Source organism: Bilifractor porci (assembly GCF_009696005.1).
GTDB lineage: Bacteria > Bacillota > Clostridia > Lachnospirales > Lachnospiraceae > Bilifractor > Bilifractor porci.
Map to the genome: position 1 here is coordinate 267,052 of NZ_VUMV01000003.1, position 25,470 is coordinate 292,521.

Sequence of the window (25,470 nt, forward strand, 5' to 3'; positions counted from 1 at the left end):
CGATTTTGCATTTTTCACTCTGGACTTCCTGCTTTCGCAGCCTTCATCTGCTCCTGCATTTTCTTTGCGTTTTCGCCTGCATAAAAAGCAGCCTTCTCATCAGTCAGTTTGTAGAAAATGCCTGTAACCAATGCACCGATCAGTACCAGCACCGAAGGGATAATCCCCAGCAGGAACATAAAATGGTTCTGGAATTCCGGCGTTACCTGAATCCCTGCCCGGTAGCCAATCGCATCCAGCCCGTAAACGGCGATTGCTCCGCCGAGCATCATTCCTATCTTCATGGGGACAGAAAACATGGCAATGGCAATATTCCTGGTATCTTTTCCGGTCTTATACAGATAATACTCTCCGCAGTCTATAAAATAATTCGGTCCGAATCCCGTAAACAGGTAAACAAAAGCACCACCGATCGCGCCGAATACCGTGTACAGGATCCAGTTTCCTCCGACAAAGAAATACACACAGATAAAAGCCAGCGCATAAATAACCAGAGCTGATACAAATGCCCTCTTCTTTCCCAGCTTCTTGCCAAGCTGCGGAACAAACAGAGAGGCTATCGTACCCGTAATCATGGTGATTGTCATACTGACAGAGATTTTCATATAATCTCCGACGATATACATGAAATAGTAGGTGCTAAGGCCCTGAATGGTATACAGCCCAATATAGTAAATAGAATAGGCAATAAACATGACAAGCATCTGATTGTTCTTTACAACAGAGAGCACCATGTCCTTAATGGTGATCTGCGGACCTACCACCACTTTCTCCGGATTGTCGGGATCGCACTCCTTGGTAATGCCGTTCAGCATCTGAACCCCGAAAATGTACGGAATGGCAAAAATAAGCGCCACAATCATATAGCCCCATCCGGCTCCAACCACTGGAGTCAGTGCTGTTACCAGCGGTACCGTTAATGCGGAAGTAATCAGCATGGCCACACACATAAACTGCGCGCCTCTCGCACTCAGGCGGAACCGATCTGTCATGTTTCCCTTAGCCAGACAGGGCGCAAGAGCATAATAAGCATTTGTAACGAAACTGAACGTAACGTTCAGCACAATGTAACCGACAAATGCCACGCCGACCCGGAACCCCATCGGCCAGGATGAGGTATCAAAGAACGAACAAACGATACCAAAAATAATAAACCATCTGCCGAGCAGCAGCCAGGAGCGGTAACGGCCCCATTTTAAGTGAGACCTTTCAATAATACCTCCGCTGAGAATTCCGATAACCAGATCGATTGCCCTGGCTATCAGCAGAGTTGTCGCCACAACACCTGCCGAAATCATAAGCGTATCTGTCATAAAAATGGTCAGATATGTCATCTGCACCATTGCCGCCAGAGATGAAAACATCAGATACGCACCGTAAATATTGACCTGTTTATTGGACAGGGCGCCTTTTTCAGCCTGCATCGCCTGTTTTGCCATATTCAGATTCCTCCTCCACATTTCATTATTTGCCTATTCTGTGATATAGCCTCTTCATGCTTTTCCGTAGGTGCCCACCACCTTGTGGACCTCCGGACCGTTTCCGTAGAAGGCATCTCCGTACCTGTAAACCTCCTCAAAGAGCACTTTGTTTTTCCGGATAACCTCCTGATCACCGACGGCGCCCAGATAACCTCCGCACCACGCAAAGCCTCCTCCTTTTGCGTACCTGTCCATCGTGTCCCGGACAGACTGCCGGATCTCTTCATCGGTCACATCCGGTTCGATCAGTCTTCCTCTGGCATCCCAGGCTCCCATGATGGCAAGCTTATTGCCATATTTTGCCTGTATGGCATCAATATCGTTACTGAGCTGCGCCGGATCCCATCCGCTGACTCCAATAGAAAGCCAGTCATCAATAAATTCCGATGCCTCTCCGCAGCAGTGCATCGTAATCCGCATTCCTCTATCCCGCGCAAGCTTTGCTTCTCTGTCATGGCACGGCAGGAAAATATCATGATACATCTGCTCGGAAATAAAAGGTGCTCTCCAGGTAGAAACGTCGTCCATCAGATCAATGCAGTCCGGTTTCAGGATATCCAGAATATGCTCCTCTACCTCTGTATACCAGTCGCAGATGTAATCCATCAGGGCTTTTACCTCTTCCGGTTCCTCGTACAGAGCACACAGACCATTTTCAAATCCCATAAAGGCCACAAAATCCTGGAAATAGCCGGCATGCATGTTGTAAGAAAGGGCAGAATCCTCCCGGTTATAGCCCATTTTGTACAGACCGTCCATGCCGTCTTTTACGACTTTTTCCCAGTCAATCCCCTCCAGAGAAGGTGCCTTAATCACATCGTGCCATTTTTCAACGTCGTCCAGAATAAAGTTTCCCGGTTCCGGGAGAATAGCCTTTCCGGTAGAATCAGACCCCACATAATTGACTCCCCACACATCTTTTCCCCCGCCTTTCATACGGAATTCCCCGATAAACGGAGGGGTGAAAATCGCGCTGGTGCAGGGTCGTGTCTCTCCCGGCATCGGCCCGAAAGAATAAATCGGAACCCATTCGGGTTCTTTTCCGTCCAGCATCATAAGATAATTCTCACGCTCAGTTAATTTTGCCGCCATTGTGATGCTTCCTCCTTTAAAATTTCAGGCATTTCAACTTGTTTCGTCCTGCAGGAACTCTTTCGTCTGAATATTGTCTGATATTTATTCTATTATTCTGTTTGTCTCCCTTCTATGTTCTGAAAGCACAAAAAACGCGCCCTTATAGGCGCATTTTTTTGATACAGTTATTTATGATTTGTTAAGCTTGCAAACTTTTTTTACTCTCCCCGCAGGGCTGTCCAGAAAATGACGCCCATCAGATTCACAACCGCCAGTGTGATCCAGCACGCGCTGAAGGCACCTGTCGCGTCCACAATTCCGCCGACAATCATCGGGGACAGGATGGACGCCATCTGGAATACACAGTTCTGCACACCCATGGTGGAGGCAGAAAGTCCTGCCGGCGAATATTTCGTAACCAGCGCATTAAGCTGCGCATTCGGAAGATAGGTAAGAAAGCCGTAAAAGAAGCCGATCACGGAAAGCGCGGCTGCACCTGTGGTGTTCCCGAACAGCAGAGTAAACACCGAAATCAGCACATAAACGACAATCAGATATTTTTTCATACTCAGATGAAAGGTTTTTACAATGATCCCTGTCAGAAGCGAGCCGATCACGCCCCCGACACTGTAAATTGTCATCACGTTAGCCGCCTGGTTAGCACTCATCCCCAGGTTATTCAGATAGGTATTCGCCCATGTGGACACGCCCAGATTCAGGAACATATAAAAGAAACCGCCGAAGCAGACACAGACCAGGTTCCTTGTCGTAAAAACAATCCTGATTCCCGTTAACAGATTCGGCTTCACACCGCCCTGTGCTTTTGTATTCCGGATGAACACAGCTGTCAGGATACCTATAGCAATCGCCACGTAACCTACTGCCCGGAAAGCCGTTCTCCAGCTGTATGCGGTAAGAAGTGCCGCCCCCAGTTTATTGGCCACCGTCAGTCCAAGAGTCGGTCCCACCAGCAGGACGCCGAAGGCAATTCCCCGGTCTTTCTGCTCAAAGTTCTCACTGATCACCTTTGTGCAGCAGCTCATTACCACGCCTGCGCCCAGGCCTGTCACCACCCGCAGCGCAAGACCGGCTCCATAGCTGTTGATCAGCGATACGCCGATGGTCGCCGCTCCGGAAATAAAAAGTCCCACAGATAACGTTACTTTCACACCTATCCTGTCGGCCAGCGTGCCGCCCGGAATCTGTGTGATAACATATCCGATAAAAAATGCCGACATAAAGGACCCGGCGGCAACATTGCTCATATTCAGCTCGCTCATCACCGTTTTGCTGACCGGTGACCAGACAAAACGGGTCATAAAGGTCACAGCAAACGATGCCAGAAGCAGAAGCAGGATCATCCATCTTCCCGCACTATTTTTCTTTTCCACGATAGTAAGCCTCCCTGCTCATTTTTCTAATATAATGTCTTGTCACACGGACGGCGCCGCAGGTTATAACTGCTGCCGCGCCGCCTCTCTGCAGCACAATCCCTGCGCTGCTCAAAAAATAAATCACCCATGTGTGTCCGGACAGGACGTCAGGAAATTGCGACGCCGTATTTTTCCCTGTTATACCTGTTAATTTCGTCAATAATAATCTTCTCCACTTCCGGATAGATGGTTCCGGGTCCTCCATAGGTAATGCCCGGCCAATAGCCTTTCAGACCGCCGTATTCTTCACAGGCCCTGCGTGTTTCTCTGCGGATTTCTTCTTCGCTGGCATCTGCTCTGTCAATGACTGAATCAATGCCTCCCATCAGCAGCATACGGTCTCCCACTTTCTCGGAAATTGCCGCGACATTATTGGTCGGCAAAACTCCCTGCCAGATATCAATGCCGATTTCCGCCATATCCTCCACAATCGGTTCCATATAGGAATCGCCGTGATGCATGACGATTACTCCATTCTCATGCAGATAGGAGTACAGTTTTCGATAAGGCTCCTTGAACAAATCCCGCCAGGTTGACGGAGACATAAACAGGCTTGTCTTGGATCCCCAGTCATCATGAGAAATAATCAGATCCGGATGAAGGTGTTCCACAACCAGTTTCATATAGGTCAGACGATATTCACAGATCGCATCAATAAGTTCCTGCATATCGTCCGGTTCTTCCAGCATATTGCAGAGAGTGTCCTCGAAAGTCATCAACATATGCAGCTGCTCAAAAATACCTGTTCCCATAATGACACAGGTCAGATAACGGTCATGGTCGATGGCTTTTTCATTTTCTATGGCTGTCTCCCATCCTTCACTGCACCGTCCGATCAGATCCGGCACTTTGACATAATCACGCCAGTGCGTAATATCCTTGATGACCTGATTTTCTTTTGTGACAATCGGGACTGCCGCCGGCGCATCCTGCGGAAAAGAAATATGTGTTCCCCAGACATCCTCCGACTCCGTTCCGCGAATTCTGTTTCCACGGATCAGCTTAAAACAGGGGTCTCCTCCGATGGGCTTCAGCATGGTAAAGGAATTGCAGAGACATTCCGGCTTTCCGTCCTTCTTTAACGTCTCCAGCAGGTTCTGTTTTGGTGTGAGCATATGGCTTCCTCCTTCTCTTTCCTGTTACGTTACGGCCGCCAAAAGTTGATTACGGACAGCTCCGTGTTTCCATTCCATCTCCCGCTTGTGGCACTTCGTACAACATGTGAATATCCTGATCTTAGCAGGGGATTCTTTTCCTATCCATGATTTTTCATCCTCTGTTTTCTATCAATATCCGTCACTTTGATGGATCATGTACGCATCTTTTTTTACAGTTCTTGCAATCATGGAAAAAAGCTTTTATGATCAGAGACAGGCCCGCAGATAAAAAACGGGCAGTAAACAGTCCAGTCCGTATAGAATTGCCGAAAAAGAGGAGAATCCCGAATGTTTCTGACAGCTGAAATTCTGAAGAAGATGCTTTCCCGCCGGTACCGCATCATGCCGGATACTCTCCCATCGAATCCGTCATTTTGCGGCTTTCGCTTTTATAACGGTTCTGCGCCGCAGAAAGATCATCTCTGCGTCATCTCTCCGGAAGAACTTGCCTTCCTGCGGCCGGAAAACGGACCCGGAATTTTCCTCTGCAACGGTACAGGAACCGAAACAAAAGATCTTTGTCTTCCGGAAGACTTCACGGTTCTCTGCCTTGAAAACCGCGTGGAATCCGGCGAACTGATCAATGCGCTGAATGAAATCTTTGAAGAAATTGAAAGCTGGGAGGGATCCCTGACCAGGCTTACTCCCGATGTTTCCGATATTAGAAACGCATTAAATGAGAGCCGTAATCTCCTGCGGGGGAGCATTATTCTGGCAGACAACCGTTTTCACTATATTGCCTACACCGATGATTTCCGGGGAAATGCCGCCCTGATCCAGACGATAGAAGGCATTCCGAAATATGTCACGGAAGATATCCTGACAGATCCTGCCTACCAGGCGGTCCAGTCATCCAGACGCGTCATGCTCTATCAGGTGCATACCGCCCGCCAGGTTGTCCCTGCCCTGTGCTATAACCTGTTCAAAAAGGACAGCAGCATCTACAATGCTCGTATTATGCTGACATCAAAGGAGGCATTCACCCCAGACCAATACGACCTGCTGAAAATCCTTGGCGACCGGCTGGCCGATGTGCTCTGGCAGATAGCCCCCTTTTCTTTCCCGATTCCCGCCTTCAGCAGTCTGCATCACGCTGTGGCATCCTGTCTGAAGGAAGAGCCCGCATCGCGGCCGCTGGTTCACGCCATTCTCCGGATGGTTCACTGGAGTGCACAGGACAAATATGTGCTTGCTCTGTTTTCCCCTTATTTTATCCGGGAAAAAGACGAGATGAACGCGGTCTCTGTCAATCAGCTGGAGCTGCTCTTTCCGAATTCGTGCGGTGTGATTATCGACCAGCGGGTGGCACTTCTGGTAAATCTGGGCTCTAAAAAAGAGCAGGGACACTTCCGCTTCCAAGAAAATATCGCCACGTTTCTGCGGGATTCGCTATACAAGGCCGGAATCAGCAGTGAATTTGATGATTTTTTCCGAATCCGCTATGCCCTGTATGAAGCGGAATCCGCACTCCGAATCGGGAATATCCGCGACAGCATGTACTGGTACTACCGTTTTCCCGACTATGCCATGGCGTACACGCTGGATCACGCTTCCCGCGACGTTTACTATAAGGATCTGGTCAATCAGTCCTTCCTTGACCTTCTGGATTATGACCGGGAGCACTCATCCTCCCTTGCCAAAACGCTGGAACAATATGTAAAAAACAAATTTAATGTGTCGCATACAGCCTCTGCCCTTTACCTGAACCGCTCCACAGTTCTTGCCCACCTGAAAAAAATAGAGGAAATAACCTCTCTGAACCTGGATGACTGGCACACCCATCTGCATCTGCTGCTGTCCTTTGCGCTGCTGGAAAATGAATAGGGTTTGTAACTTAGACTTCCTTTAGCACGTATGCTTCAATACATTTTAACGATGCACCCCTTTTGGTATCAGGGGATTGCATGTTTTAACGATAGCACGAAGGCCGCTGTTTTAGCGCATTTTCGTCATGTGATCGCTTCTTTTTCAGACTTACATCCGCCGTCACTCAATAGGTTTAATTTCTCCTACTGCTCTGATATACTGATGTAAATGAAAAAAGGAGGTTTTTATCATGACCGTTAATACAGATAACCTTGTTTCCATCACAGAAGCTAACCAGAACTTCTCCCGGGTGGCCCGGATGGTTGACGAGAAAGGCTCTGTTGTAATTCTTAAAAACAACACCCCCCGCTATCTTCTGGTAGAATTCAACAGTGCCCAGAAGGAGCAGATCGCAGACGATGAGGATGTCATGTCCATTTCAAAACGTCTGATTGCCAAAAACCGGAAAGCCTATGAGGTGCTTGCCAAATGATCATTCTCTCCCGTGAGCAGATTATCGCCCTGCACAGTCAGCTTATTTCCGAAACGGGAGGCATTGACTTGATACGCATGGATTATTGACCATCCGATATAAAGAGTAAAAAGAAAAGCGCCTCCAATGAGGCGCCTTACCCTTTATTTCTTTTGGCTCTTTTGCATTTCAAATATTACTCTTCTATTGTTTTTATTCTTCCATCGAGATGAAGCTGCGGCTGAAAAATAACCTTTTTTTCACCTGTATCTTCTGATTTTATCTCGCTGATCAGATATTCCGCAGCCTTCTTCCCCATCTCTATCCCTCCAAGCCGAATCGTTCCTATCTGGGGTCTGATGAGGTCTGCCAGCATGGTTCCATCACAGCCAATCACCGAAATATCATCTGGAATCTGAAGTCCCCGTTCCAAAATTGCCCGGACCGCTCCGATCGCCATCAGGTCATTTCCTGCCATTACGGCAGTAAAATCCGGTTTTTTTCTGTCCCCGCATCCGTGCTCATCCAAAAGTCTCCTCATACACTCTTGTCCGGATTCAAGTTTGTAATCTCCCGTCAAAATTAAGGAATCATCCACCAACAATCCGTTTTTACTAAGTCCGTTCCGAAATCCTTCCTGCCTCCGGTTGGCATTGACCGCATTGGAAGGACCGCTGATATACGCTATCCTCCGGTGCCCGCTTCTGTACAGATAATCCACTACCTGTTCCTCGGCTTCCCGGTTTGCAAAAAGAATTCTCGGCACATCTTTCAGTTCTTTTCCATACCTTTCTACAGTAACAATCGGAAACCCTTTTTTGTGGAGATCCACGATAGTCGTATTATCATCCTTGGCATTCGATGTACTTATGATAATTCCGTCCGTCAGGTTCTCCGCCAGGCTAAGAAGATAGTCCCTTTCCTTTTTGGAATTGCCATCTGTATTGCAGAGTATCAGCTGATACCCCAGCCTGGATGCGTATTCTTCGACGCCCCGGAATAAGTCCTGGAAAAAGCTGTTATAAATATCCGGAAAAATAACTCCGATCAGATTTGTTTTCTGTGTTACCAGCGATCTCGCGATCTTACTCGGATGATAATTGAGCCGTTCAATAGCAGCCCAGACTCTCTGCTCCGTATCCTTTGAGCAGTATCCTTCCACATGATTCAAAAGCCGGGAAACTGTAGTCGTCGATACACCGCTCTCTTTCGCAATATCCCGAATTGTTACCTTTTTGCCCATCACAACAACCTGATTAATTCTGTATTGCCTGCATAGTCGGCAAAGCCGACCTCTAAACCCTATCCTTATCTTATCCTAATCGGGGAATGCTGACAATAAAACAATCCGGCAAAATTGTTTATTCATCCGCATACCGATAATCATCTTTCAAGGCGGCCGCATAGCGCATAATGCCTGCCTCTGTTGCCTCGTCTCCGCTTACTTCTCCGGTAATTTTCCCTTCATGCATCACCAGAATTCTGTCACAGAGCGAAATCAATTCCGGAAGTTCTGAAGAAACGATGACTATACCAATACCTTTGCTGGCAATTTTCCGCAGGATTCCATATATTTCATCCTTTGCTCCTACATCAATACCGCGGGTAGGTTCATCACACAAAAGAATCGACGGATGGTTTGCGATCCATCTGGCAATCACCACCTTCTGCTGATTTCCTCCGCTGAGAGTGAAAATCGGATTGGAAGGGTCTCCTGCTTTAATCAGATAATCAGAGGTCATCTTTGCCATTAGATCATCTGACTTTTTCTTATTCAGGAAGATTCCGTTTTTAATTTTATCCAGAACAACCATCTGCGCATTCTGCTGCACCGACATGGATGCAATCAACCCGTCATCTCTGCGGTTCTCCGGGATCATACTGATCCGATGCCGGATCGCGTCAGCAGGTGATTTTACACTTACTTTTTTCCCTTCAAGATAGAGCTCACCACTGTCCGGCCGGTTTGCCCCGAAAATAGCCGTAAGAACTTCTGTGCGTCCGGCGCCGACAAATCCGGCAAGTCCAAGAATTTCGCCCTTTTTCAGCTGGAAACTGACATCCTCAAACTGCCTTTTCTTGCTAAAATGCTTCACTTCCATCAATACTTCGTCCCGGACATAGCTTTCTCTTTTCTTCGACCGGTCTATTTTTCGTCCTACCATCAATGTAACGATGTCATCCATAGTCAGGTCTTTGATATCTCTTGTCGTGATAAAGCAGCCGTCGCGAAGAATCGTTGCCCTGTCTCCCAGTTCCATGCATTCCTCAAGCCTGTGAGAGACATAGAGAACCGTAGTCTTCTGATTCTTAACCAGTTCTCTGACAACTGTATACATAACATCCCTCTGGTCATCCGTAAGCGCCGCTGTAGGCTCATCCAAAATCAGAATTTTCGGTTTATAATATACAGCCTTAGCGATCTGAATAATAGACTGCTCTGCAATGCTGAGCTCCTCCACCAGCTGCGTCGGCTTCAAATTCAGCTGAAACCGTTTCAGGAGTTTTTCCGTCTCATCATTCATATATTTTTTATCCAGAAACAGTCCCTTTACAGCCTCTTTGCGATTCAAAAAGATATTTTCCGCAATCGTCATATTCAGACAAAGTGGGATTTCCTGGTGTACAATGGAAATTCCCAGCTTTTCCGACTGCTCCACTGTTTTAATGACTACCGGTTTGCCTCCGATGAAAATCTGTCCTTCTGTCGGCTGGAAAATTCCTCCGCACAGATTGATCAACGTAGATTTTCCCGCGCCGTTTTCTCCACAGAGACAATGGATCTCACCTTCGCGTATATCAAAGGAGACCTGATTCAATGCAGTCGTCCCGCCGAACTTCTTGGTTATATTCTTAAACTGAATATAAGCTCCCATAGCTGCCTCCTGTTATCCTCTGGAATCTTTTCTGTGCATAAAGGTATCCAGCAATACTGCAAGAATCAAAACGACGCCGATAAACCCATCCTGCCAGAATACCGGAACACTAAGAAGAACCATTCCGTTCTTGACTACACTGATAATCATCGCGCCGATAAAGGTTCCCAGCATGGTACCGCGTCCGCCGCTTAAAGAAGCGCCTCCAAGAATAACTGCCGCGATTACATCCATTTCACGGCCTTCTCCTGCTGTTGTCGGCACTGAGCCCAGATATGCAATACTGATCATAGCCGCAAGTGCACTTACCGCTCCTGAAATGATAAAGCCGAGAATTTTAACACGATCTGTGTTAATACCGACCAGGTTTGCTGCCTTCGGATTGCCGCCTGTCGCATACATATTATAGCCGGCCTCTGTTTTTGCCAGAACAATTCCTGCTACAATAAAAATCACCGCCATGATGAAAATCTGAATCGGAATCGGCCCCAGGGAGCCTCCCATTTTGAAAACCCAACTGTTTGTCACAGATTCCGGGAAAACACTGATACTTTGTCCACCGGAAATCGCGTAGGCCACACTGCGGAAGATTTTCATGGTACCAAGTGTTGCGATAAACGCCGGTATTTTCGTCTTTGTGACAAGGACACCATTCAGCAGTCCAATCGCACAGCCTGCAAGAATTGCAATCAGAAATGCCAATGTCGGATTAACATTACCTTTATACAGAGTTGCCGCCAGCATGCCGGTTGTACCGAAAATGGATCCTACCGACAGATCCATCTCTCCGGAAATAATCAGAAACGTCATACCTACCGCCATAATGCCAATCTGCACCGTCTGACGGACAACATTTATAAAGTTTGTGGGTGAGATAAACACTGGTCTTGCTAGGGTAAGCAAAATAATCAATGCAATCAGAACACAGATAACTCCCAGCTCACGAAATGATTTTAATTTTTCCTTCATGCTATTCACTTTTCCTTTTTACAGTCATAAATTCTCTTCCGACATTTCAGCAATGCCGGAAGAGACGCTCTTTAGCCATTTTCAGCCAGTTGTCATTCCGGTTCTACGCTGTCCACGTTGTCTGCGGTTACCATCTGTGCTCCGGTATTAATATCAATGAAATCCGCGCCGTCTGCCAGGTTCATGTAAAGTTCCATAACCGAATAATATCCCTGCAGATAAGGATTCTGTCCGACTGTCAGCTGCATATCACCATTCTTGACATGTTTCAGGGTTCCCTCTGTCAGATCAAAGCCTGCCCCGTAAACCTTTCCGGTAAGCCCGTAAGCATTGATAAAGTTTCCGATAGCCTCACTGAATACGTCTACACCGAGAAATGCGTTGACATCCTGATGTGCCAGATATGCGCTTTCAATCACGCTGTAAGCGTTGTCCAGATCTGTTCCGATATCAATAGTGTCAATATACTCCACGTCCGGATATTCTTCCGCAGCCTTTTTAATTCCTGCCTCTCTTGCTTCCAGGGCCGAATCTGTCGGTCCGCAGCTGGCAACAATATATTTGCCTTTTCCATTCATAACGGTTCCAAACATATACTTACCAAGCTGATACCCGGCGTCCTCATAGTCCTGTCCGATAAATGCCTTTGTTCCACAGTCCTCTGCATCCTGATTAAAGCCAACTACCGGAATCCCCTGATCCTCCGCTTTCTTAATGACAGAGTTGAAGCCAGTGGGATCCCATGTTACAGTCGCAATCCCATTATATTTAGCGGCAATCGCTGATTCTATCAGGTTGACCTGAGCGTCCAGGTCACTGGCCGTGGAAGGAGAAGTCACATCGACGGTAATCCCCAGATCCTTACCTGCCTGTTTCGCTCCGTCTGCAAGCGTCGTATAAAAGGAACTGTTCATGGCATGCATAACGACAGAGATTTTAATGTCCTTGGAACCGGTCTGCGTCTCCCCGGAGCCGGATGCAACTGCCTCTCCGGAGGCAGAAGTGCCAGTAGTTGTCCCCTGCGAAGCCGTGCTGTCCGCTGCTGTTCCTGATCCAGATGCTCCCCCGCAGCCAGCAAGTGCCGCTGCCATCAGTCCACTTAGTGCCAACGAAAGAATACCCTTTTTTGTCATAGTTGAAAGCCCTCCGCTTTTTTATTTTCTATATAGTTTTTGCTTTTTCGGTCGATTTCCGCCAAATTCCCTGCCGATAAAAATTATCCTTTGTATTCTACCCGTTCCTCATAATAGCCGGGAACCAGACATCCGTCCTTGGCAAACCATTTCGGTGCGTCAATCCCCGCCTGAAGAACAACATTTCCAAAAGGCTCAAAAGAACCGGTTCTAACAATATATTTTGCCTTTGGAAGATAGGTGGAAAACAGCTGCTCATGAGGCATGGTTTCCACCTGACACCTTTTGGAGAGCCCGGACACCGCCTCAAAATGCTTCGGATTGTATTTTTTCTGTTCCTCCGCCACAATCACCTTTTCATAAATCATCTCGTCCATGATGTACTTCAGCACCTGCTGAATGGTCGGAATATCCTGCGCCAGCGCCAGATCAATTCTTGTCGCGCTGTCCGGCACCGGTACCCCGGCATCGCCGATTACCATAATCTGAGTATGGCCCATATCGGCAATAGCCCTCATCAGATCTCTATTCAGAATCCCTCCTGCCTTCATTTGTTCTCCTTCCTGTAAGAATCTACTTCTTTTCTATAGGGAATGGCGTCCACCACACCATATCTGGTAACTGCAAGACCCGCCGCAATATTTCCGAACTCCGCGGCCTTGTTCGGATCCTGCCCCTCCGCAACCGCTACACAAAATGCCCCGCTGAAGGTATCGCCCGCGCCAGTGGTATCAACCGCTGCGACACGGATTCCCGGTACAATTCTGCTTCCGCTCTCCGTAACCAGAAGGACTCCGCCTTCGCCGAGCGTCATCACTACATTTTTTATTCCACGGTTACAAAGCTGTATCCCCACCTCTTCATCCGAGATATTCTCCGAAAGAGAAATTCCCAGCATCTGTCTGGCTTCTGTCTGGTTCGGGGTTACATAGTCACAATATCGGAAAATTTCCTCTGGAAGTTCCCGGAAGGGAGCCGGATTCAATACAAAGCTGACTCCTGCTTCCTTACATCTTTTTGCTGCATGAAGCACCGTCTCTACTGGCATTTCAAGCTGCATCAGAAGAATTTTGCACTTCTCAATTTCAGGGAAGATACGATCAATATCCTCGGATGAAAATTCATTATTGGCTCCCAGGCCGATAACAATCTCGTTTTCTCCGTTTTCATTCACATAAATAAGTCCTGCGCCTGTTGCTGTTCCCTCTGTGCTTTTCCGAATATATTCAGTGCTGATCCCTTCCTGCTGGTACAAATCGAGGCACATCTGTCCAAAGGAATCATCCCCGATGCAGGTGGCGTATAGAACCTCCGCGCCCATTCTGTGTGCTGCAACCGCCTGATTGGATCCTTTTCCTCCGTGCATCATCTCAAAGCCATGCCCCGGTACTGTCTGTCCGGCTGCAGGAAATTGTCTGCATCTTATGGTTGCTCCCACAGCATAACTGCCAATAACAGCAATCTTTGCCTTATTTTCCATTTTTCCGTTCTCTCAACCCGTCAATATTTATCTCTGCTAAAAAATAATCAAGTTCCAAACATCTTATTGTTCTAATTTCGTCTGCAGCCTACTGTGCGTTAAACCACTCCGGTACCCCGTACTTTTTCGCCGTATCAAACAGCGCCACGATCTTTTCCGGCGGAATGTCTGCAAGGATGTTATGGATCTGAGAAAAAACAAATCCACCTCCGGGAGCAAAAATCCGAATCATCTCTTTTGCTTCATTTACAATATCCTCAATGCTTCCGTGCGTCATCGTAGACTGTGTACTGCACGCGCTTCCCCAGATCGTAAGCCGGTCTCCGAATTCTTTCTTGATCTGAGCCGGATCCATATTGTCACAGTCCCGCTGAATAGGATTCAGAATATCAAAGCCGCTTTCGATAATATCTCCGATAATCGGATAAATGCTTCCGTCGCAGTGCAGAGAGATATGCATATCCGGGCATTTCTTTTTAATTGCCGCATTGATTTTTGCATGCCTGGGTTTTATAAACTCCCGGTAAATTTCAGGAGAAATCAGCATGGCTTTCTGTGACCCGAGATCGTCATTATTCTGCACGATCTGAATATAATCCCCTACCGCATCCAGATATCTTTCCATGTAAGTAATATAGGCATCCGTCATTTTATCGAGGTAATACTCCGCCAGATCCGGATCTTCATAAAACAGCATCAGATAATTTTCATATCCAAAATCCTTGAATCCACGTTCAAACAAACTGAAGCTGGTAAATCCCGAAATGGCAAAATCCGTGTTTTCATAGATATACTTAGCTCTGTCATGCAGGTAATGCATCTCGTAATCGCTGATCTGCGGAAGTCCGAGGTACTGGCTGTCGCCGTCTTCATCCTCAATACTGAGGCCACGGTCTACATCCTCCTCCGTCTCCGCATTTTCCAGAGGATGATATACCTCATCATAAAAAATGCCACCCTTGGGTCTGACCGCTATCAGATGTCCATGCTTGTCATAAATTCCCATCCCGCCGTTATCCAAAGGCTTTGGATGATAGTATTTTGACTGCAGACAGGGTCCGCCATTCTCCGGAAGCTCTCCGTCCGTCAATTCATCAATACGGATCCCGACGGAAGGAACCAGCCTGGGAAGAATAACAACATCGCTCCCGATTCTCTTTGCCACTTCAAAATCCATTTCAGCAAGCAGCTGCTTCACATCGAAAAGAACGGTTTTACTGTCCACGCCCAAGTATTGTTTCAATTTGTTATATGCAATGGCGTTGATTCCTGTTGATCTGGAAGAACCGAGATCAATCGGCACCCTGTCAGTTTCTTCATGATTCAAGGCCATTAACACACGCTCGCGGGAATTCACAATTTCTCCTCCTTAGTAGAAGCCTAATGTTAACCGTTATTGTTAATCGGTTTTGTTAATCGTTACACATACACTATCACTAACCCTTCCTGTATGCAACAGAAAAAGTAACTTTCTACAAATTCCATGATTTTATCCTTATATTTTTGTGCACTAATACTTGTGTTTTTCGTCTTTTCTGCAGACCATCCGCCTGTAAATAAATTGGACGCTGAACATTACCAGAAGCCATCAAAACAGTTGTAAATTCTTTATTCCCGCACGCCAACCTCTTGACTCCCTGTATCACTTATGTCAGGATTCAATCTGTAATCTGGAAATTGTTCACAAATGGAGAACTACATCATGCCGGAATTAAGCAGAAGAACAGAACAGTTTACCGATTCTGTCATCCGCAGAATGACAAGAATCTCAGATGAATACGGAGCGATTAATCTTTCCCAGGGATTTCCTGACTTCGATCCGCCCGAAGCCCTCACCGCCAGGCTGGCGGAAATTGCCCCAAAAGGGCCTCATCAATACGCCATTACCTGGGGCGCAGAGAATTTCCGGGATGCCCTTGCGGAAAAACAGCTGCATTTTTCCGGCCGGAAGCCGGACCCTGAGAAAGAAATTACGGTTACCTGCGGCAGCACAGAGGCCATGATGGCAGCAGTAATGTCCGCGGTGAATCCGGGTGAAAAAGTTATCGTCTTCTCACCTTTTTACGAAAACTACGGAGCAGATGCCATCCTGTCCGGTGCCCGGCCGATCTATGTGCCTCTGGTTCCGCCTGATTTTTCCTTTGATCCGGAAGTTCTGGAAGATGCCTTCCGTCAGGGCGTAAAGGCTTTGATCCTGTGCAATCCTTCCAATCCCTGCGGAAAAGTATTTACCGAGGACGAGCTGCGCCTGATTGCCGGTCTGGCGGAGAAATACGATGCCTTTGTGATAACCGATGAGGTATATGAACATATTCTGTACACCCCGAACCGCCACATCTATTTCAATACCCTCCCCGGCATGTGGGACCGGACGATCATGTGCAGTTCTCTTTCCAAAACCTATTCGATCACAGGATGGCGCCTTGGATATGTGATCGCCAATGAACGTATTTCAGAACGTGTGAAAAAAGTGCATGATTTTCTGACCGTGGGAGCTGCCGCCCCTCTGATGGAAGCCGCTGTTGCCGGACTGACCCTGCCAGACTCCTATTACAGAGATCTGCAGGCTCATTACCAGCATATGAAGGAGCTGTTTGCCGGTGGATTGAAAAACCTCGGTTTTATCTTTACCGATCCACAGGGCGCCTATTATATCTTAATTAATATTGATAAGTGGAGAAAAAAGAATGAGTCGGATCTGGAATTCTGTGAATGGCTTGCGCGGGAAGTCGGCGTCGGCGCAGTGCCCGGATCCAGTTTTTTCCGCGAGCCGGTAAATAACCTGATTCGTCTGCATTTCGCCAAACAGGATGACACGCTTCTGCAGGCTCTGGACCGTCTTTCCGACCTGGACAGAAAAGCAGCAAGCCGCTATAGTTGATTTAAGGCATTTTTGCATTTGCAGCGGCATATTTTCTATTGGCCATAATCATAAATGGGCGAAAAAAGCTTTTATCAATCATATAATATAGCGAAACAAGGAGGAAAAAGCTGATGAAACGCATTCTATGCTACGGAGATTCCAACACTTACGGCGCGGATGGGCGCAGATACCGGACGGAGAGGATTTCCCTGCGTTATGATGAACAGACCAGATGGACCTCACTGCTCCAGAAAAATCTCGGTTCCGATTATCTGATCTCCGAAGAGGGATTTAACGGCCGCACCACTGTGTTTGATGATCCTATGGAAAACGGCAGAAATGGATTTGCTTATCTTGATGTGATTTTCGGCTCTCACCAGCCTCTTGACCTGGTTATTCTGATGCTTGGAACGAACGACGCAAAACCGCGTTTCTCCGCTTCCTCCAGAGATATATCCAGAGGAATGGAACGCATCATCCTTCACCTCAAGGATCTGATCCGATCCTCCATAAACCCTGACACAAAGATTTTGCTTCTGGCTCCGCCGCATATTGAACGCTGTGAAACAGGCGAATATCTGTACGGATTTGATGAAAATTCATCCCTGAAAAGCCATGAACTGGCTGTAAAATATTCTCAGCTAGCCGGGAACAACGGCTGTCTGTTTGCGGATACCTCCAAATGGGTTTCTCCGGATCCCAGTGACGGAATCCATCTGGGCCCGGAAGCCCACAAAGTATTCGCACAGAAACTGACAGAGCTTCTGACGTCTATTTTGTAACCTGCAGCCCGATTAGGAAAAATATTCCCTTTCGTTGGCAAAAAGTCCGGGCCGGTTTCCGCAATAAACAGAAACCGGCCCGGACAGCTGCAGTTTTTACTTCCTGTTCTGATATCAGTGGTTCAGATTTTTCAGTTCTTCCATCATTTCCAGATCATCTGCGGTTACGCGGATATTCGTTGTTACTTTATCCTCGCCCGGTTTGGTAACAGACATCTCCACAACCGACCCTTCCGGAAGCCCGGAGAGCAGAACCCTCTGCACAAAAGAAACTGCTTTGGGATGATTGTGCTCGAATTTCTTTTTCATCTGCATCAGCTTAAATACATTTGCCGGATTCATTGCCATGACAATCAATACCTCCTCCGCACAAAAATTAAATCTCTGCCGTTTTACCCGGTACTTCAGAGTATATCAAGGCCGTCTCTTTTCGTCTATCCACAGGAGAATTTCTTATTCACGTGTATAACCGCTTGTCTTCTTATACCACGGGTAGGAATGTCAATGTACCTTTGCCGCCTATGTCATGTATAGTTCTGCTGATATTTTCCTCCCCGGTCAGCTTCCCGGGTTCTTCCTGTCAAGTACGAATTTTTCCGAAAACCGGCCCCAACCTGTACTTTTTTCATACCACGTCCCGAAGCATAATAAATCATGTTCCGGACAGCCGGGCAGCAGAGTACAGACAGCAGACCGGGTGCATACTGCAGCAGATTCCGGATGATATGGCTGCCCGGACATTTCACCACACAAAGGGCTCTGCCCGAAAAGAAAAGCAATAAAAGAAAAAATCAATGGAGGAAAATGTTAATGAAAAAGAAATTACTTGCATTCCTGATCACCGGCGCGCTTTCCTGCTCCTTTTCCCTGCGTGAAACCTGGATGGACTTTCGGATCTGCAGGCCTCCGATCAGGCTCATAAAGACGCAGAAAATCATGCCGCCGAAAATGAAATAAGTGGAACTGGAGTACACGATGCTGTCCGAATAGTGGATTATCTCCAGTATGCAGGCGACAGAAAGAATCAGCATGGGACCCACCCAGAGCATTCCAGCCTTGTTTTTGTACCGGATCGCTTCCGCAATTACGGCGACAGTAAAAGAAAAAATAGAAACCGGAATAAGAATCTGATAAAGGCGCGTGCTCTGTGTAAACATACCCGTGCCTGTCATCTGAAGGATGATACACGCAAGCATGGAAGCCATCAGAAAAAACCTCAGAGCCAGCAGCGGTTTTTTCTGATGAAACTTCACACTGTTTTCCCGCAGAAGCTCCAGCGGAAGGGCGAGACTGAAAAAGCTGATATAGCTGACCACATACCACAGATTCGGATCGTTGATGAGGAAGAGCGCCATGTCACAGTTGGAAAAGCCCCATAATCCGGTCAGCGCCATGAAGGCTCCCAGCCACAGCAGGAGCACACCACTTCTGTCCATATGGATGACAATCAGTGAGACAAAAATCACTATCATTCCCGCCAGCATCATGATAGTGCTTCCCGCCATCAGGCCCATCATGGTAATCATGTGATAGCGCACAAGTCCGGACTGATTGGAAACCAGCAGCTGGGGAATGGACACACTGCTCCTGGTATTCGGAGAAGTATACTGAAGCGTTATCGTGACTTCTCCGGTCTCATCCACAGGAACCATATGGATGGCCGTCCCCGGATCTTTCATATACGAAGGACGCTCATCCGCCTCTCCAAAGGAATATTCCTCCTCCCCGTTTACATACACGGTAAGAGGGGCAAAGGCGGTCCGCACCTCTATATAGCAGTCACTCCGTTCATTGATAAACCGGAACTCTGCCGTAACCCGTGTGCCGGGCGTCAGGTTCTTTACCCTCAGTGGAAGTGTCTCTGTACTGGTGGAGCCGTTCACAGTTACCTCTGCCGTATTGATTTTCCTGAGTACTGCCGCCTCCCCCGAATAGGAATGGGCGTCAAAATATGGAATCAGACGCAGGAAAGGAAGACAACCTCATCTCCCTCGGATGAATCCCCCTGCTTGTCATGGAATCTCCGCCTTCTTCCAGGCCGTCGTAGGTGCCCAGTACCCGATAAGCTTCCTCCGTAAAATCATAGACGGCGCGCAGGTTAGTTTCTTCCCCGTTCACTTCTGCCGGAATGGAATAAAGATTATAATTGTCCGTTTCTTCTATCAGTTCTGCGTTTACCGGTTCTCCCCCGGTGTAGTCATCAAAAGCGCTGTCCAGCATGCTGATATTTGACAGATTGACAACGGAAAGCGTTGCCTCATCTTCGCTGTCCCGCCTGGAATTCTGCCTCAGTCCCGTCTTCTTCCGATGCATCGGCCGCCCCGTTTTCTTGTGCAGCCACATGGTCAGAATAACCCTGTACGTCCTGAGCGCTCCTGTCCTCTTCCTGTCCGCAGCCGGAAAGCCCTGTCCCGGCGGCAAGCAGAGCTGCCATAAGCAGAGCTGCGTATCTTCTTTTCATGTTCTGACTCTCCTTTGCAGAACCCTTTATGTCTCCTTCCACCCGTCCGCGATGGAAAAAAGGTACTGCTCATAAGCACGCTTTGCGGCAAAAAAGCCCTGCCTGTGGATATGGACGTGCTGTCCGTCTTCCATGACAAAAGTCATCAGTTCTCTGTCGATCCCCCGTATTATTGCCAGGTTCACCAGGAAGCTCTTATGGCAGCGCGGGAAATATTCGGCCGGAAACCTTTTCTCCTCATCATCCAGTTTCCCGCGGACCTGCAGTTCTCTGCCGTCGTCCATATGGATCCACAGCTTTTTTCCTTTCTGCTCCACAAACAGAATTCTGTCAAAAGGTATTCGTATCCTTGTACCGTTTGTTTCGCCTTCATAATGCGGTTCCGCTTCTTTTTTCCGGACAACTGTCTGCACAAGGTCACGAACCTCTTCCTGGTTCACAGGTTTCTCCAGATACCGTGCGGCACGAAGCCGGTAGGATTCCAGCGCAAAGTCCTGACTGGTGGTTGCAATGGCGGCTGTGACACGCCCGTCTGCCTTCCGTATTTTCTCCAGTGCGTCGATCCCTGTCATTCCTCCCATATAAATATCAAGGATAATCAGGTCATACTTTCCCGGATAGTACGATTCCAGCAGCTCTTCTGCGCTTCCGAACGCCTCAGCTTTCACCTTCTCCGCTGCTTCTGTCACCATGTCAAGGAGACGTACCCATTCTTCTTTATCGTCTTCGCAAATTCCTACCAAAAGCTGTTCCATTCACAGGTTCCTCCTTCCCCGGATGTCCGGAAAAAAGGATTTTCTCCTTCTCATTTTGATTATAAATTTAACACGTTCAATTCTTCAACGGTCAGATCTATCAGCTTTTCCGCGGCTTTGGTATTCTTTCCGAGCATTCCGCCCAGACCCGGCAGGCCGCGGGTAAGGTCATTCAGTGCATAATTGACTTTAACCCCCAGCATAATTCCTCCATGAAACCGCTTCTATTGAACTGGCTTGTATCACTTTCTGCACGTGCTGCGTATCAGGATGGGAACAGCGCCCTCCTTATGATTCAGGCTTTGCCGATGTCCCGGAGGAAGAAGGAATGGATGAAAAGACAACACTGCGCATTCTGAACGAAACAATCAACCGCAAAATGGGGCTTCCAAAAGAAATTGTGCGCACACCCTCACTGGCGGCAGGAGACCTGGTCGTTTTATACGCTCTTCTGACAGAAGACCGCGCACTGGCGCAGTCGGAAATCGCCAGATTTTTGTTCCGGCCGCGTCAGACGATCAATTCCTCTCTTCAGAAAATGCAGCAGCAGGGAACAGGAACAGTTTTCCGGACTCCTGATCAAATTCGGCGACGCGATTGAACAGGAAACTGCGTTACAGAAAAAAGCGAAAAATTTATCTCAGAAAAGCCGGTCAGGACAAAATCCCGCCGGCGCTTTCACAGGAAGATAGGTAGAAGACTTCTTTCCAATCTTTCACGCATATCCGTATTTCTTTTTCTTTGCTGCCCAGAATCCGATTGTCACCGCCAGTGAGCAAAGCTCAGCCGCAAAGGTGGCAAACCAGATCCCGGTCAGTCCCAGAAGAGCCGGAAGCAGCAGAACCGCCCCGATCTGGAACACAAAAGTCCGGCTGAAGGAAAGAAAGGCAGAAACACCGCCGTCTCCGAGCGCGGTAAAAAAAGCCGATCCGTAAATGGTAAACCCGACAATAAGAAAGCTGAGAGAGAAAATACGGAAGCCCGCCCTGGTCATGGCATGAAGCCCCGGATCGTATCCTACAAAGATCCATGTCACAGGATCCGCGCACAGCTCTGCCAGAAGAAACATGATCAGATCCATGCTGCCGATGATAACCAGGCTCTTTCTGAATAGATTTTTCAGCTCTGCCTGGTTCTGGGCGCCATACTGATAGGAAACAATCGGGGCGCTTCCGTTTGCATATCCCATCAGAATCGCCGCAAAAATAAACGCCATGTACATGATCGCCCCATAAGCGGCAACACCGTCTGCTCCGGCAAGCTCCAGCAGACGGTAATTATACAGAATAGAAACGACCGAGCTGGAAATGCTGCTGAGCATTTCCGAGGAGCCGTTGGTACATGCCTTCCCAAAAACTCTTCCCTCAAAATGCGCCCTGCGCAGCCGGAGAAGGGAATCATTTTTCCGCAGAAAATAGATAACCGGTATCACACCGCCCAAAATTTCACTGATATTGGTAGCCACGGCGGCGCCGACGAGCCCGAAACGGAATACGCCGACCAGAAGAAAATCCAGAACAATATTTGCTCCCCCGGCCATCACCGTAACCGCCAGCCCGGCCTTAGGTTTTTCCGCCACATTAAAATACATCTGAAAGGATGTCTGCAGCATAAAAAAAGGCATGCTTAATGTTGTAAAACGACCATACAGAATACTGTAATCCTGCAGCTTTCCGGACGCACCCAGAAGTCCCGTCAGGGGCTTCAGAAAAATCTCGCACAGCACGGTCGCCGCCACACCCAGCCAAAAAGTAACGAAAACAAGCATGGAAAAATATTCCTGTGCCTGTTCGTTTCTTTTTTCGCCCAGAGCCTGCGCTACAATGGCGGATCCTCCCGTCCCAAGCATAAATCCGATTGCACTTATAATCATAAAAACCGGATAAACAAGATTTACCGCTGCAAAGGCTTCCTTTCCGACATAATTAGAAACAAACAGCCCATCTACGATGCTGTAAATGGATGTGAACACCATCATCACCATAGATGGGAAAGTATACCGTAACAGACGGCCATATGTAAAATGATCAGATAAACGAATACGCATACAAATTTTATTTTACAGGACCCAGATACCGGTCCGATCCAAACCCAAGAATCAACGTGAAAATATTCGGCAGAAAAATCAGCCCCAGTGCAAATCCGGCTCCATGTCCGAATGCCTGTGAGAGCTTGACAGTTTTAATAATTTCAATCACCCATCCGACAAAGGGAATCAGCATAAGCAGAAAATACCAGCCCTCACCCCAGGCGATTTTATAAATTTGATACAAGTTCAGAAACGGCACAAGCGCCATCCAGCCTTCTACCCCCGCCTTTGTAAAAATCTTCCACCAGGCTATAACAAGAAGAACATAAAAACAGATCGCGCACGCCCAGATTCCGGCGGCCATACTTCCCACTAGCCATTCCATCCAAAAATTCATATTCCTCTGTCCCCCTTCATTTTCTATAGTAAAATTCTACCCTGCTTTCCGCATAAAGTCCAGCCCCGGACGCCCCAGACAATCCTTCACAAAACTTTTGTCTCCTGCGGTTCTTATGCTATACTGATACATATTTCCCTGTTGTTTACAGGAGAATATCCGGAAACCTGATTCGTCAATGAATAAAAAAGGAGAGGAAAAACCGATGGCAGACTTTCATATGGAAACAAAATGCGTTCAGTCCGGCTACCGCCCGAAAAACGGCGAACCGAGAGAAGTGCCGATCATCCAGAGCACAACCTTCAAATACGATACCAGCGCAGACATGGGAAAACTGTTTGATCTGGAGGCATCCGGCTATTTCTACAGCAGACTGCAGAACCCCACCAATGACTATGTAGCCGCAAAAATTGCAGATATGGAAGGCGGAACCGCTGCCATGCTGACCTCTTCAGGACAGGCAGCCAACTTTTTTGCCGTATTCAACATTGCCACCGCGGGCGATCATGTGGTGGCTTCCTCCTCCATCTACGGAGGCACCTATAATCTGTTCCACGTTACGATGCGAAAAATGGGAATTGATTTTACTTTTGTCAGCCCGGACTGTACGGAAGCGGAATTAAACGCCGCATTCCGTCCGAACACCAAGGCTGTATTCGGCGAAACCATTGCAAATCCCGCGCTGACCGTTTTTGACTTTGAAAAGTTTTCAAAAGCGGCGCACGCCCACGGCGTACCCCTGATTATAGACAACACCTTTGCCACACCGGTAAACTGCCGCCCGTTTCAGTGGGGAGCAGATATCGTAACCCACTCTACCACAAAATACATGGATGGACATGGTTCCTGTGTGGGCGGCGCCATTGTAGACTCCGGGAACTTTGACTGGATGGCACATGCGGAAAAATTCCCCGGACTGACCACACCGGACGACAGCTATCACGGAATTGTATATGCGGAACGTTTTGGAAAAGAGGGAGCATTTATCACCAAAGCAACCGCACAGCTGATGCGTGATTTCGGCTCCATACCAAGCCCCTATAACTCCTATATCCTGAATATCGGTCTGGAAAGCCTGCACTGCCGTATGAAACAGCACTGTGCAAACGGACTGGCCGTGGCAAAGTTTCTGTCCGAAAGTGATATGGTAGAGCAGGTAAGCTACCCGTCCTTACCCGGAGACCCGTACTACAGCCGCGCGCAGAAATACATGAACGGCGGAAACACCTGCGGAGTAGTTTCCTTCCGGATAAAAGGCAGCCGCACAGATGCGGAAGCCTTTATGAAACATCTGAAAATATTTGCAATTGAAACTCACGTTGCGGATGCCCGTTCCTGCTGTCTTCACCCCGCAAGCTCCACACACCGTCAGCTTTCAGATCAGGAGCTTCTGGATGCCGGAATCAGCTCCAACCTGATCCGCATGAGCTGCGGACTGGAAAACACAGAAGATCTGGTGCAGGATATCGCACAGGCTCTGGACGCGGTAAAAGCTTCCCGGTAATCCCGTGAAGCCCTCCTGGCGCAGGATCAATTCGGAAGGGTCACTCCTGCCGGCAGTTAAAGCACAGGTTCTTCAGCATTTCCATGTCTGTAACCTTTATTTTCCCTCTGCCGGCACGAAGCAGCCCCTCCTCTGAAAACCTCTTAATCATCCGCGCCACGACTTCTCTGGCCGTATTGATATCCCTCGCGATCTGATCGTGCGTAACCGCAATTTCCGTGCTTCCGGTCTGCTCGCAGGTCTGTACAATCCAGGAGGCAATACGCTGGTCGATACGCAGAAACAAAACTTCCTGAAACGTCCATGTCACATCCGAAAAGCGCCTGGTAAGCAGCTCATAAATCATGCAGCGGACATAGATATTGTTTTCCTTCAGCCTTGCAAGGACAATGGATGGAACAATCAGAATGCGGCTTTTTTCCTCTGCCTCCATCTGCGTGTCAAAGGTAATCTGAGACACGACGCAGGAAGCGGAGAGGACGTCGTCCTCTCCGGCACGAAGGTGATAAAGTGTGATCTCCCTTCCTTCTTCCGAGGTTAGAAATGTCCGGACGGAGCCGGAGAGTACACGGATAAAACCCAGGCACTCACTTCCGCGGGAAAAAACCGTGCTGTTTTTATCAAAAACACGGACGATTGTATGTTCACGAACCAACTTCTGCTCCGCGTCACTTAATTTGTCCCAGAAGGGCAGCGCCGCCGACAGCTTTTCTGTTTCCGTTCCTGTGTGCAGCTCCTGTTTTCTTCCGTATTTCTCCATCTCCTGTGTCCCTCTGGCGTATCCGCCCGCATTGCTCT

The 25,470-nt window shown here is 48.0% G+C and carries 26 protein-coding genes; 6 read left to right on the top strand and 20 right to left on the bottom strand.

The window, feature by feature from the left end:
* Positions 1 to 14: 14 nt before the first annotated feature.
* From FYJ60_RS06285 to FYJ60_RS06300, 4 genes are all read right to left on the bottom strand, one after another.
* The gene (locus FYJ60_RS06285) at positions 15 to 1,439 is read right to left on the bottom strand and encodes an MFS transporter (protein ID WP_205838989.1); all 1,425 of its coding nucleotides are present in this window, start codon (positions 1,437 to 1,439) and stop codon (positions 15 to 17) included.
* A 54-nt stretch (positions 1,440 to 1,493) separates the two neighbouring features.
* Positions 1,494 to 2,573 carry a uroporphyrinogen decarboxylase family protein gene (locus FYJ60_RS06290; RefSeq protein WP_154457813.1) on the bottom strand — a complete coding sequence of 360 codons (1,080 nt, stop codon included), beginning with the start codon at positions 2,571 to 2,573 and terminating at the stop codon, positions 1,494 to 1,496.
* Between the two features lie 200 nt (positions 2,574 to 2,773).
* Positions 2,774 to 3,946, bottom strand: coding sequence for an MFS transporter (locus FYJ60_RS06295; protein WP_154457814.1), 1,173 nt, complete (start codon positions 3,944 to 3,946; stop codon positions 2,774 to 2,776).
* Positions 3,947 to 4,095: 149 nt separating this feature from the next.
* Positions 4,096 to 5,103: a uroporphyrinogen decarboxylase family protein gene (locus tag FYJ60_RS06300; RefSeq protein ID WP_154457815.1), complete on the bottom strand. Its 1,008-nt coding sequence runs from the start codon at positions 5,101 to 5,103 to the stop codon at positions 4,096 to 4,098.
* A 330-nt stretch (positions 5,104 to 5,433) separates the two neighbouring features.
* On the opposite strand from FYJ60_RS06300, the gene FYJ60_RS06305 reads away from it, so the two are divergent.
* Both FYJ60_RS06305 and FYJ60_RS06310 read left to right on the top strand, forming a co-directional pair.
* On the top strand, positions 5,434 to 6,969 hold the full coding sequence (locus tag FYJ60_RS06305) for a PucR family transcriptional regulator (RefSeq protein WP_154457816.1): 1,536 nt from the start codon (positions 5,434 to 5,436) through the stop codon (positions 6,967 to 6,969).
* Positions 6,970 to 7,201: 232 nt separating this feature from the next.
* On the top strand, positions 7,202 to 7,444 hold the full coding sequence (locus FYJ60_RS06310) for a type II toxin-antitoxin system Phd/YefM family antitoxin (RefSeq protein ID WP_154457817.1): 243 nt from the start codon (positions 7,202 to 7,204) through the stop codon (positions 7,442 to 7,444).
* 175 nt (positions 7,445 to 7,619) lie between these two features.
* Here FYJ60_RS06310 and FYJ60_RS06315 read toward each other — a convergent pair whose 3' ends face one another.
* The 7 genes from FYJ60_RS06315 to FYJ60_RS12770 all read right to left on the bottom strand — a co-directional run bounded on the left by FYJ60_RS06315 (position 7,620) and on the right by FYJ60_RS12770 (position 15,238).
* On the bottom strand, positions 7,620 to 8,666 hold the full coding sequence (locus FYJ60_RS06315; protein WP_154457818.1) for a LacI family DNA-binding transcriptional regulator: 1,047 nt from the start codon (positions 8,664 to 8,666) through the stop codon (positions 7,620 to 7,622).
* A 118-nt stretch (positions 8,667 to 8,784) separates the two neighbouring features.
* Positions 8,785 to 10,299: a sugar ABC transporter ATP-binding protein gene (locus FYJ60_RS06320; protein ID WP_154457819.1), complete on the bottom strand. Its 1,515-nt coding sequence runs from the start codon at positions 10,297 to 10,299 to the stop codon at positions 8,785 to 8,787.
* A 12-nt stretch (positions 10,300 to 10,311) separates the two neighbouring features.
* Positions 10,312 to 11,268 (bottom strand): ABC transporter permease, encoded by a 957-nt coding sequence (locus tag FYJ60_RS06325; RefSeq protein ID WP_154457820.1) that lies wholly within the window; start codon positions 11,266 to 11,268, stop codon positions 10,312 to 10,314.
* 92 nt (positions 11,269 to 11,360) lie between these two features.
* A complete protein-coding gene (locus tag FYJ60_RS06330; RefSeq protein WP_154457821.1) occupies positions 11,361 to 12,401 on the bottom strand; it encodes a substrate-binding domain-containing protein in 1,041 nt (346 codons plus the stop codon).
* Between the two features lie 83 nt (positions 12,402 to 12,484).
* A complete protein-coding gene (gene rbsD, locus FYJ60_RS06335) occupies positions 12,485 to 12,952 on the bottom strand; it encodes a D-ribose pyranase (RefSeq protein WP_154457822.1) in 468 nt (155 codons plus the stop codon).
* The gene (gene rbsK / locus FYJ60_RS06340; protein ID WP_154457823.1) at positions 12,949 to 13,881 is read right to left on the bottom strand and encodes a ribokinase; all 933 of its coding nucleotides are present in this window, start codon (positions 13,879 to 13,881) and stop codon (positions 12,949 to 12,951) included. Before rbsK ends, rbsD begins: the two co-directional genes overlap by 4 nt.
* A gap of 88 nt (positions 13,882 to 13,969) precedes the next feature.
* Entirely contained in the window at positions 13,970 to 15,238 is a 1,269-nt protein-coding gene (locus tag FYJ60_RS12770; RefSeq protein WP_154457824.1) for a uroporphyrinogen decarboxylase family protein, read from the bottom strand.
* 345 nt (positions 15,239 to 15,583) lie between these two features.
* Here FYJ60_RS12770 and FYJ60_RS06350 point away from each other — a divergent pair, with 345 nt between their 5' ends.
* Together FYJ60_RS06350 and FYJ60_RS06355 are read left to right on the top strand one after the other, a co-directional pair.
* A complete protein-coding gene (locus FYJ60_RS06350; protein ID WP_154457867.1) occupies positions 15,584 to 16,762 on the top strand; it encodes a pyridoxal phosphate-dependent aminotransferase in 1,179 nt (392 codons plus the stop codon).
* Positions 16,763 to 16,875: 113 nt separating this feature from the next.
* Positions 16,876 to 17,526: a GDSL-type esterase/lipase family protein gene (locus FYJ60_RS06355; protein ID WP_154457825.1), complete on the top strand. Its 651-nt coding sequence runs from the start codon at positions 16,876 to 16,878 to the stop codon at positions 17,524 to 17,526.
* A 114-nt stretch (positions 17,527 to 17,640) separates the two neighbouring features.
* Here FYJ60_RS06355 and FYJ60_RS06360 read toward each other — a convergent pair whose 3' ends face one another.
* The 6 genes from FYJ60_RS06360 to FYJ60_RS06385 all read right to left on the bottom strand — a co-directional run bounded on the left by FYJ60_RS06360 (position 17,641) and on the right by FYJ60_RS06385 (position 20,945).
* Positions 17,641 to 17,874 (bottom strand): hypothetical protein, encoded by a 234-nt coding sequence (locus FYJ60_RS06360; protein WP_235903346.1) that lies wholly within the window; start codon positions 17,872 to 17,874, stop codon positions 17,641 to 17,643.
* A 443-nt stretch (positions 17,875 to 18,317) separates the two neighbouring features.
* Positions 18,318 to 19,409, bottom strand: a complete 1,092-nt coding sequence (locus FYJ60_RS06365) for a hypothetical protein (protein WP_154457826.1) — start codon at positions 19,407 to 19,409, stop codon at positions 18,318 to 18,320.
* 61 nt (positions 19,410 to 19,470) lie between these two features.
* Positions 19,471 to 19,839: a hypothetical protein gene (locus FYJ60_RS06370; protein ID WP_154457827.1), complete on the bottom strand. Its 369-nt coding sequence runs from the start codon at positions 19,837 to 19,839 to the stop codon at positions 19,471 to 19,473.
* Positions 19,784 to 19,987: a hypothetical protein gene (locus FYJ60_RS06375; RefSeq protein ID WP_154457828.1), complete on the bottom strand. Its 204-nt coding sequence runs from the start codon at positions 19,985 to 19,987 to the stop codon at positions 19,784 to 19,786. Before FYJ60_RS06375 ends, FYJ60_RS06370 begins: the two co-directional genes overlap by 56 nt.
* Positions 19,988 to 20,013: 26 nt before the next feature.
* Positions 20,014 to 20,742, bottom strand: coding sequence for a LytR/AlgR family response regulator transcription factor (locus FYJ60_RS06380; RefSeq protein WP_154457829.1), 729 nt, complete (start codon positions 20,740 to 20,742; stop codon positions 20,014 to 20,016).
* A gap of 59 nt (positions 20,743 to 20,801) precedes the next feature.
* The gene (locus FYJ60_RS06385) at positions 20,802 to 20,945 is read right to left on the bottom strand and encodes a hypothetical protein (protein ID WP_154457830.1); all 144 of its coding nucleotides are present in this window, start codon (positions 20,943 to 20,945) and stop codon (positions 20,802 to 20,804) included.
* 125 nt (positions 20,946 to 21,070) lie between these two features.
* Here FYJ60_RS06385 and FYJ60_RS06390 point away from each other — a divergent pair, with 125 nt between their 5' ends.
* Positions 21,071 to 21,343 (top strand): MarR family transcriptional regulator, encoded by a 273-nt coding sequence (locus tag FYJ60_RS06390; RefSeq protein ID WP_154457831.1) that lies wholly within the window; start codon positions 21,071 to 21,073, stop codon positions 21,341 to 21,343.
* A 114-nt stretch (positions 21,344 to 21,457) separates the two neighbouring features.
* Here FYJ60_RS06390 and FYJ60_RS06395 read toward each other — a convergent pair whose 3' ends face one another.
* Both FYJ60_RS06395 and FYJ60_RS06400 read right to left on the bottom strand, forming a co-directional pair.
* Positions 21,458 to 22,726 (bottom strand): MATE family efflux transporter, encoded by a 1,269-nt coding sequence (locus FYJ60_RS06395; protein ID WP_330579132.1) that lies wholly within the window; start codon positions 22,724 to 22,726, stop codon positions 21,458 to 21,460.
* Positions 22,727 to 22,796: 70 nt separating this feature from the next.
* Entirely contained in the window at positions 22,797 to 23,168 is a 372-nt protein-coding gene (locus FYJ60_RS06400) for a DUF5684 domain-containing protein (protein WP_205838991.1), read from the bottom strand.
* 205 nt (positions 23,169 to 23,373) lie between these two features.
* On the opposite strand from FYJ60_RS06400, the gene FYJ60_RS06405 reads away from it, so the two are divergent.
* Positions 23,374 to 24,672 carry an O-acetylhomoserine aminocarboxypropyltransferase/cysteine synthase family protein gene (locus FYJ60_RS06405; RefSeq protein WP_154457833.1) on the top strand — a complete coding sequence of 433 codons (1,299 nt, stop codon included), beginning with the start codon at positions 23,374 to 23,376 and terminating at the stop codon, positions 24,670 to 24,672.
* Between the two features lie 40 nt (positions 24,673 to 24,712).
* On the opposite strand, the gene FYJ60_RS06410 is transcribed toward FYJ60_RS06405, so the two are convergent.
* Positions 24,713 to 25,432: a Crp/Fnr family transcriptional regulator gene (locus tag FYJ60_RS06410; RefSeq protein ID WP_154457834.1), complete on the bottom strand. Its 720-nt coding sequence runs from the start codon at positions 25,430 to 25,432 to the stop codon at positions 24,713 to 24,715.
* Positions 25,433 to 25,470: the final 38 nt, after the last annotated feature.

Coding starts and splice junctions, on each gene's coding strand:
- FYJ60_RS06285 (WP_205838989.1), bottom strand. CDS start 1,439: ATGGCAAAACAGGCGATGCAGGCTGAAAAAGGCGCCCTGTCCAATAAA.
- FYJ60_RS06290 (WP_154457813.1), bottom strand. CDS start 2,573: ATGGCGGCAAAATTAACTGAGCGTGAGAATTATCTTATGATGCTGGAC.
- FYJ60_RS06300 (WP_154457815.1), bottom strand. CDS start 5,103: ATGCTCACACCAAAACAGAACCTGCTGGAGACGTTAAAGAAGGACGGA.
- FYJ60_RS06305 (WP_154457816.1), top strand. CDS start 5,434: ATGTTTCTGACAGCTGAAATTCTGAAGAAGATGCTTTCCCGCCGGTAC.
- FYJ60_RS06310 (WP_154457817.1), top strand. CDS start 7,202: ATGACCGTTAATACAGATAACCTTGTTTCCATCACAGAAGCTAACCAG.
- FYJ60_RS06315 (WP_154457818.1), bottom strand. CDS start 8,666: ATGGGCAAAAAGGTAACAATTCGGGATATTGCGAAAGAGAGCGGTGTA.
- FYJ60_RS06320 (WP_154457819.1), bottom strand. CDS start 10,299: ATGGGAGCTTATATTCAGTTTAAGAATATAACCAAGAAGTTCGGCGGG.
- FYJ60_RS06325 (WP_154457820.1), bottom strand. CDS start 11,268: ATGAAGGAAAAATTAAAATCATTTCGTGAGCTGGGAGTTATCTGTGTT.
- FYJ60_RS06330 (WP_154457821.1), bottom strand. CDS start 12,401: ATGACAAAAAAGGGTATTCTTTCGTTGGCACTAAGTGGACTGATGGCA.
- rbsD (WP_154457822.1), bottom strand. CDS start 12,952: ATGAAGGCAGGAGGGATTCTGAATAGAGATCTGATGAGGGCTATTGCC.
- rbsK (WP_154457823.1), bottom strand. CDS start 13,881: ATGGAAAATAAGGCAAAGATTGCTGTTATTGGCAGTTATGCTGTGGGA.
- FYJ60_RS06350 (WP_154457867.1), top strand. CDS start 15,584: ATGCCGGAATTAAGCAGAAGAACAGAACAGTTTACCGATTCTGTCATC.
- FYJ60_RS06355 (WP_154457825.1), top strand. CDS start 16,876: ATGAAACGCATTCTATGCTACGGAGATTCCAACACTTACGGCGCGGAT.
- FYJ60_RS06360 (WP_235903346.1), bottom strand. CDS start 17,874: ATGGCAATGAATCCGGCAAATGTATTTAAGCTGATGCAGATGAAAAAG.
- FYJ60_RS06370 (WP_154457827.1), bottom strand. CDS start 19,839: ATGCATCGGAAGAAGACGGGACTGAGGCAGAATTCCAGGCGGGACAGC.
- FYJ60_RS06375 (WP_154457828.1), bottom strand. CDS start 19,987: ATGAAAAGAAGATACGCAGCTCTGCTTATGGCAGCTCTGCTTGCCGCC.
- FYJ60_RS06380 (WP_154457829.1), bottom strand. CDS start 20,742: ATGGAACAGCTTTTGGTAGGAATTTGCGAAGACGATAAAGAAGAATGG.
- FYJ60_RS06385 (WP_154457830.1), bottom strand. CDS start 20,945: ATGCTGGGGGTTAAAGTCAATTATGCACTGAATGACCTTACCCGCGGC.
- FYJ60_RS06390 (WP_154457831.1), top strand. CDS start 21,071: ATGGATGAAAAGACAACACTGCGCATTCTGAACGAAACAATCAACCGC.
- FYJ60_RS06395 (WP_330579132.1), bottom strand. CDS start 22,726: ATGGTGATGATGGTGTTCACATCCATTTACAGCATCGTAGATGGGCTG.
- FYJ60_RS06400 (WP_205838991.1), bottom strand. CDS start 23,168: ATGAATTTTTGGATGGAATGGCTAGTGGGAAGTATGGCCGCCGGAATC.
- FYJ60_RS06405 (WP_154457833.1), top strand. CDS start 23,374: ATGGCAGACTTTCATATGGAAACAAAATGCGTTCAGTCCGGCTACCGC.
- FYJ60_RS06410 (WP_154457834.1), bottom strand. CDS start 25,432: ATGGAGAAATACGGAAGAAAACAGGAGCTGCACACAGGAACGGAAACA.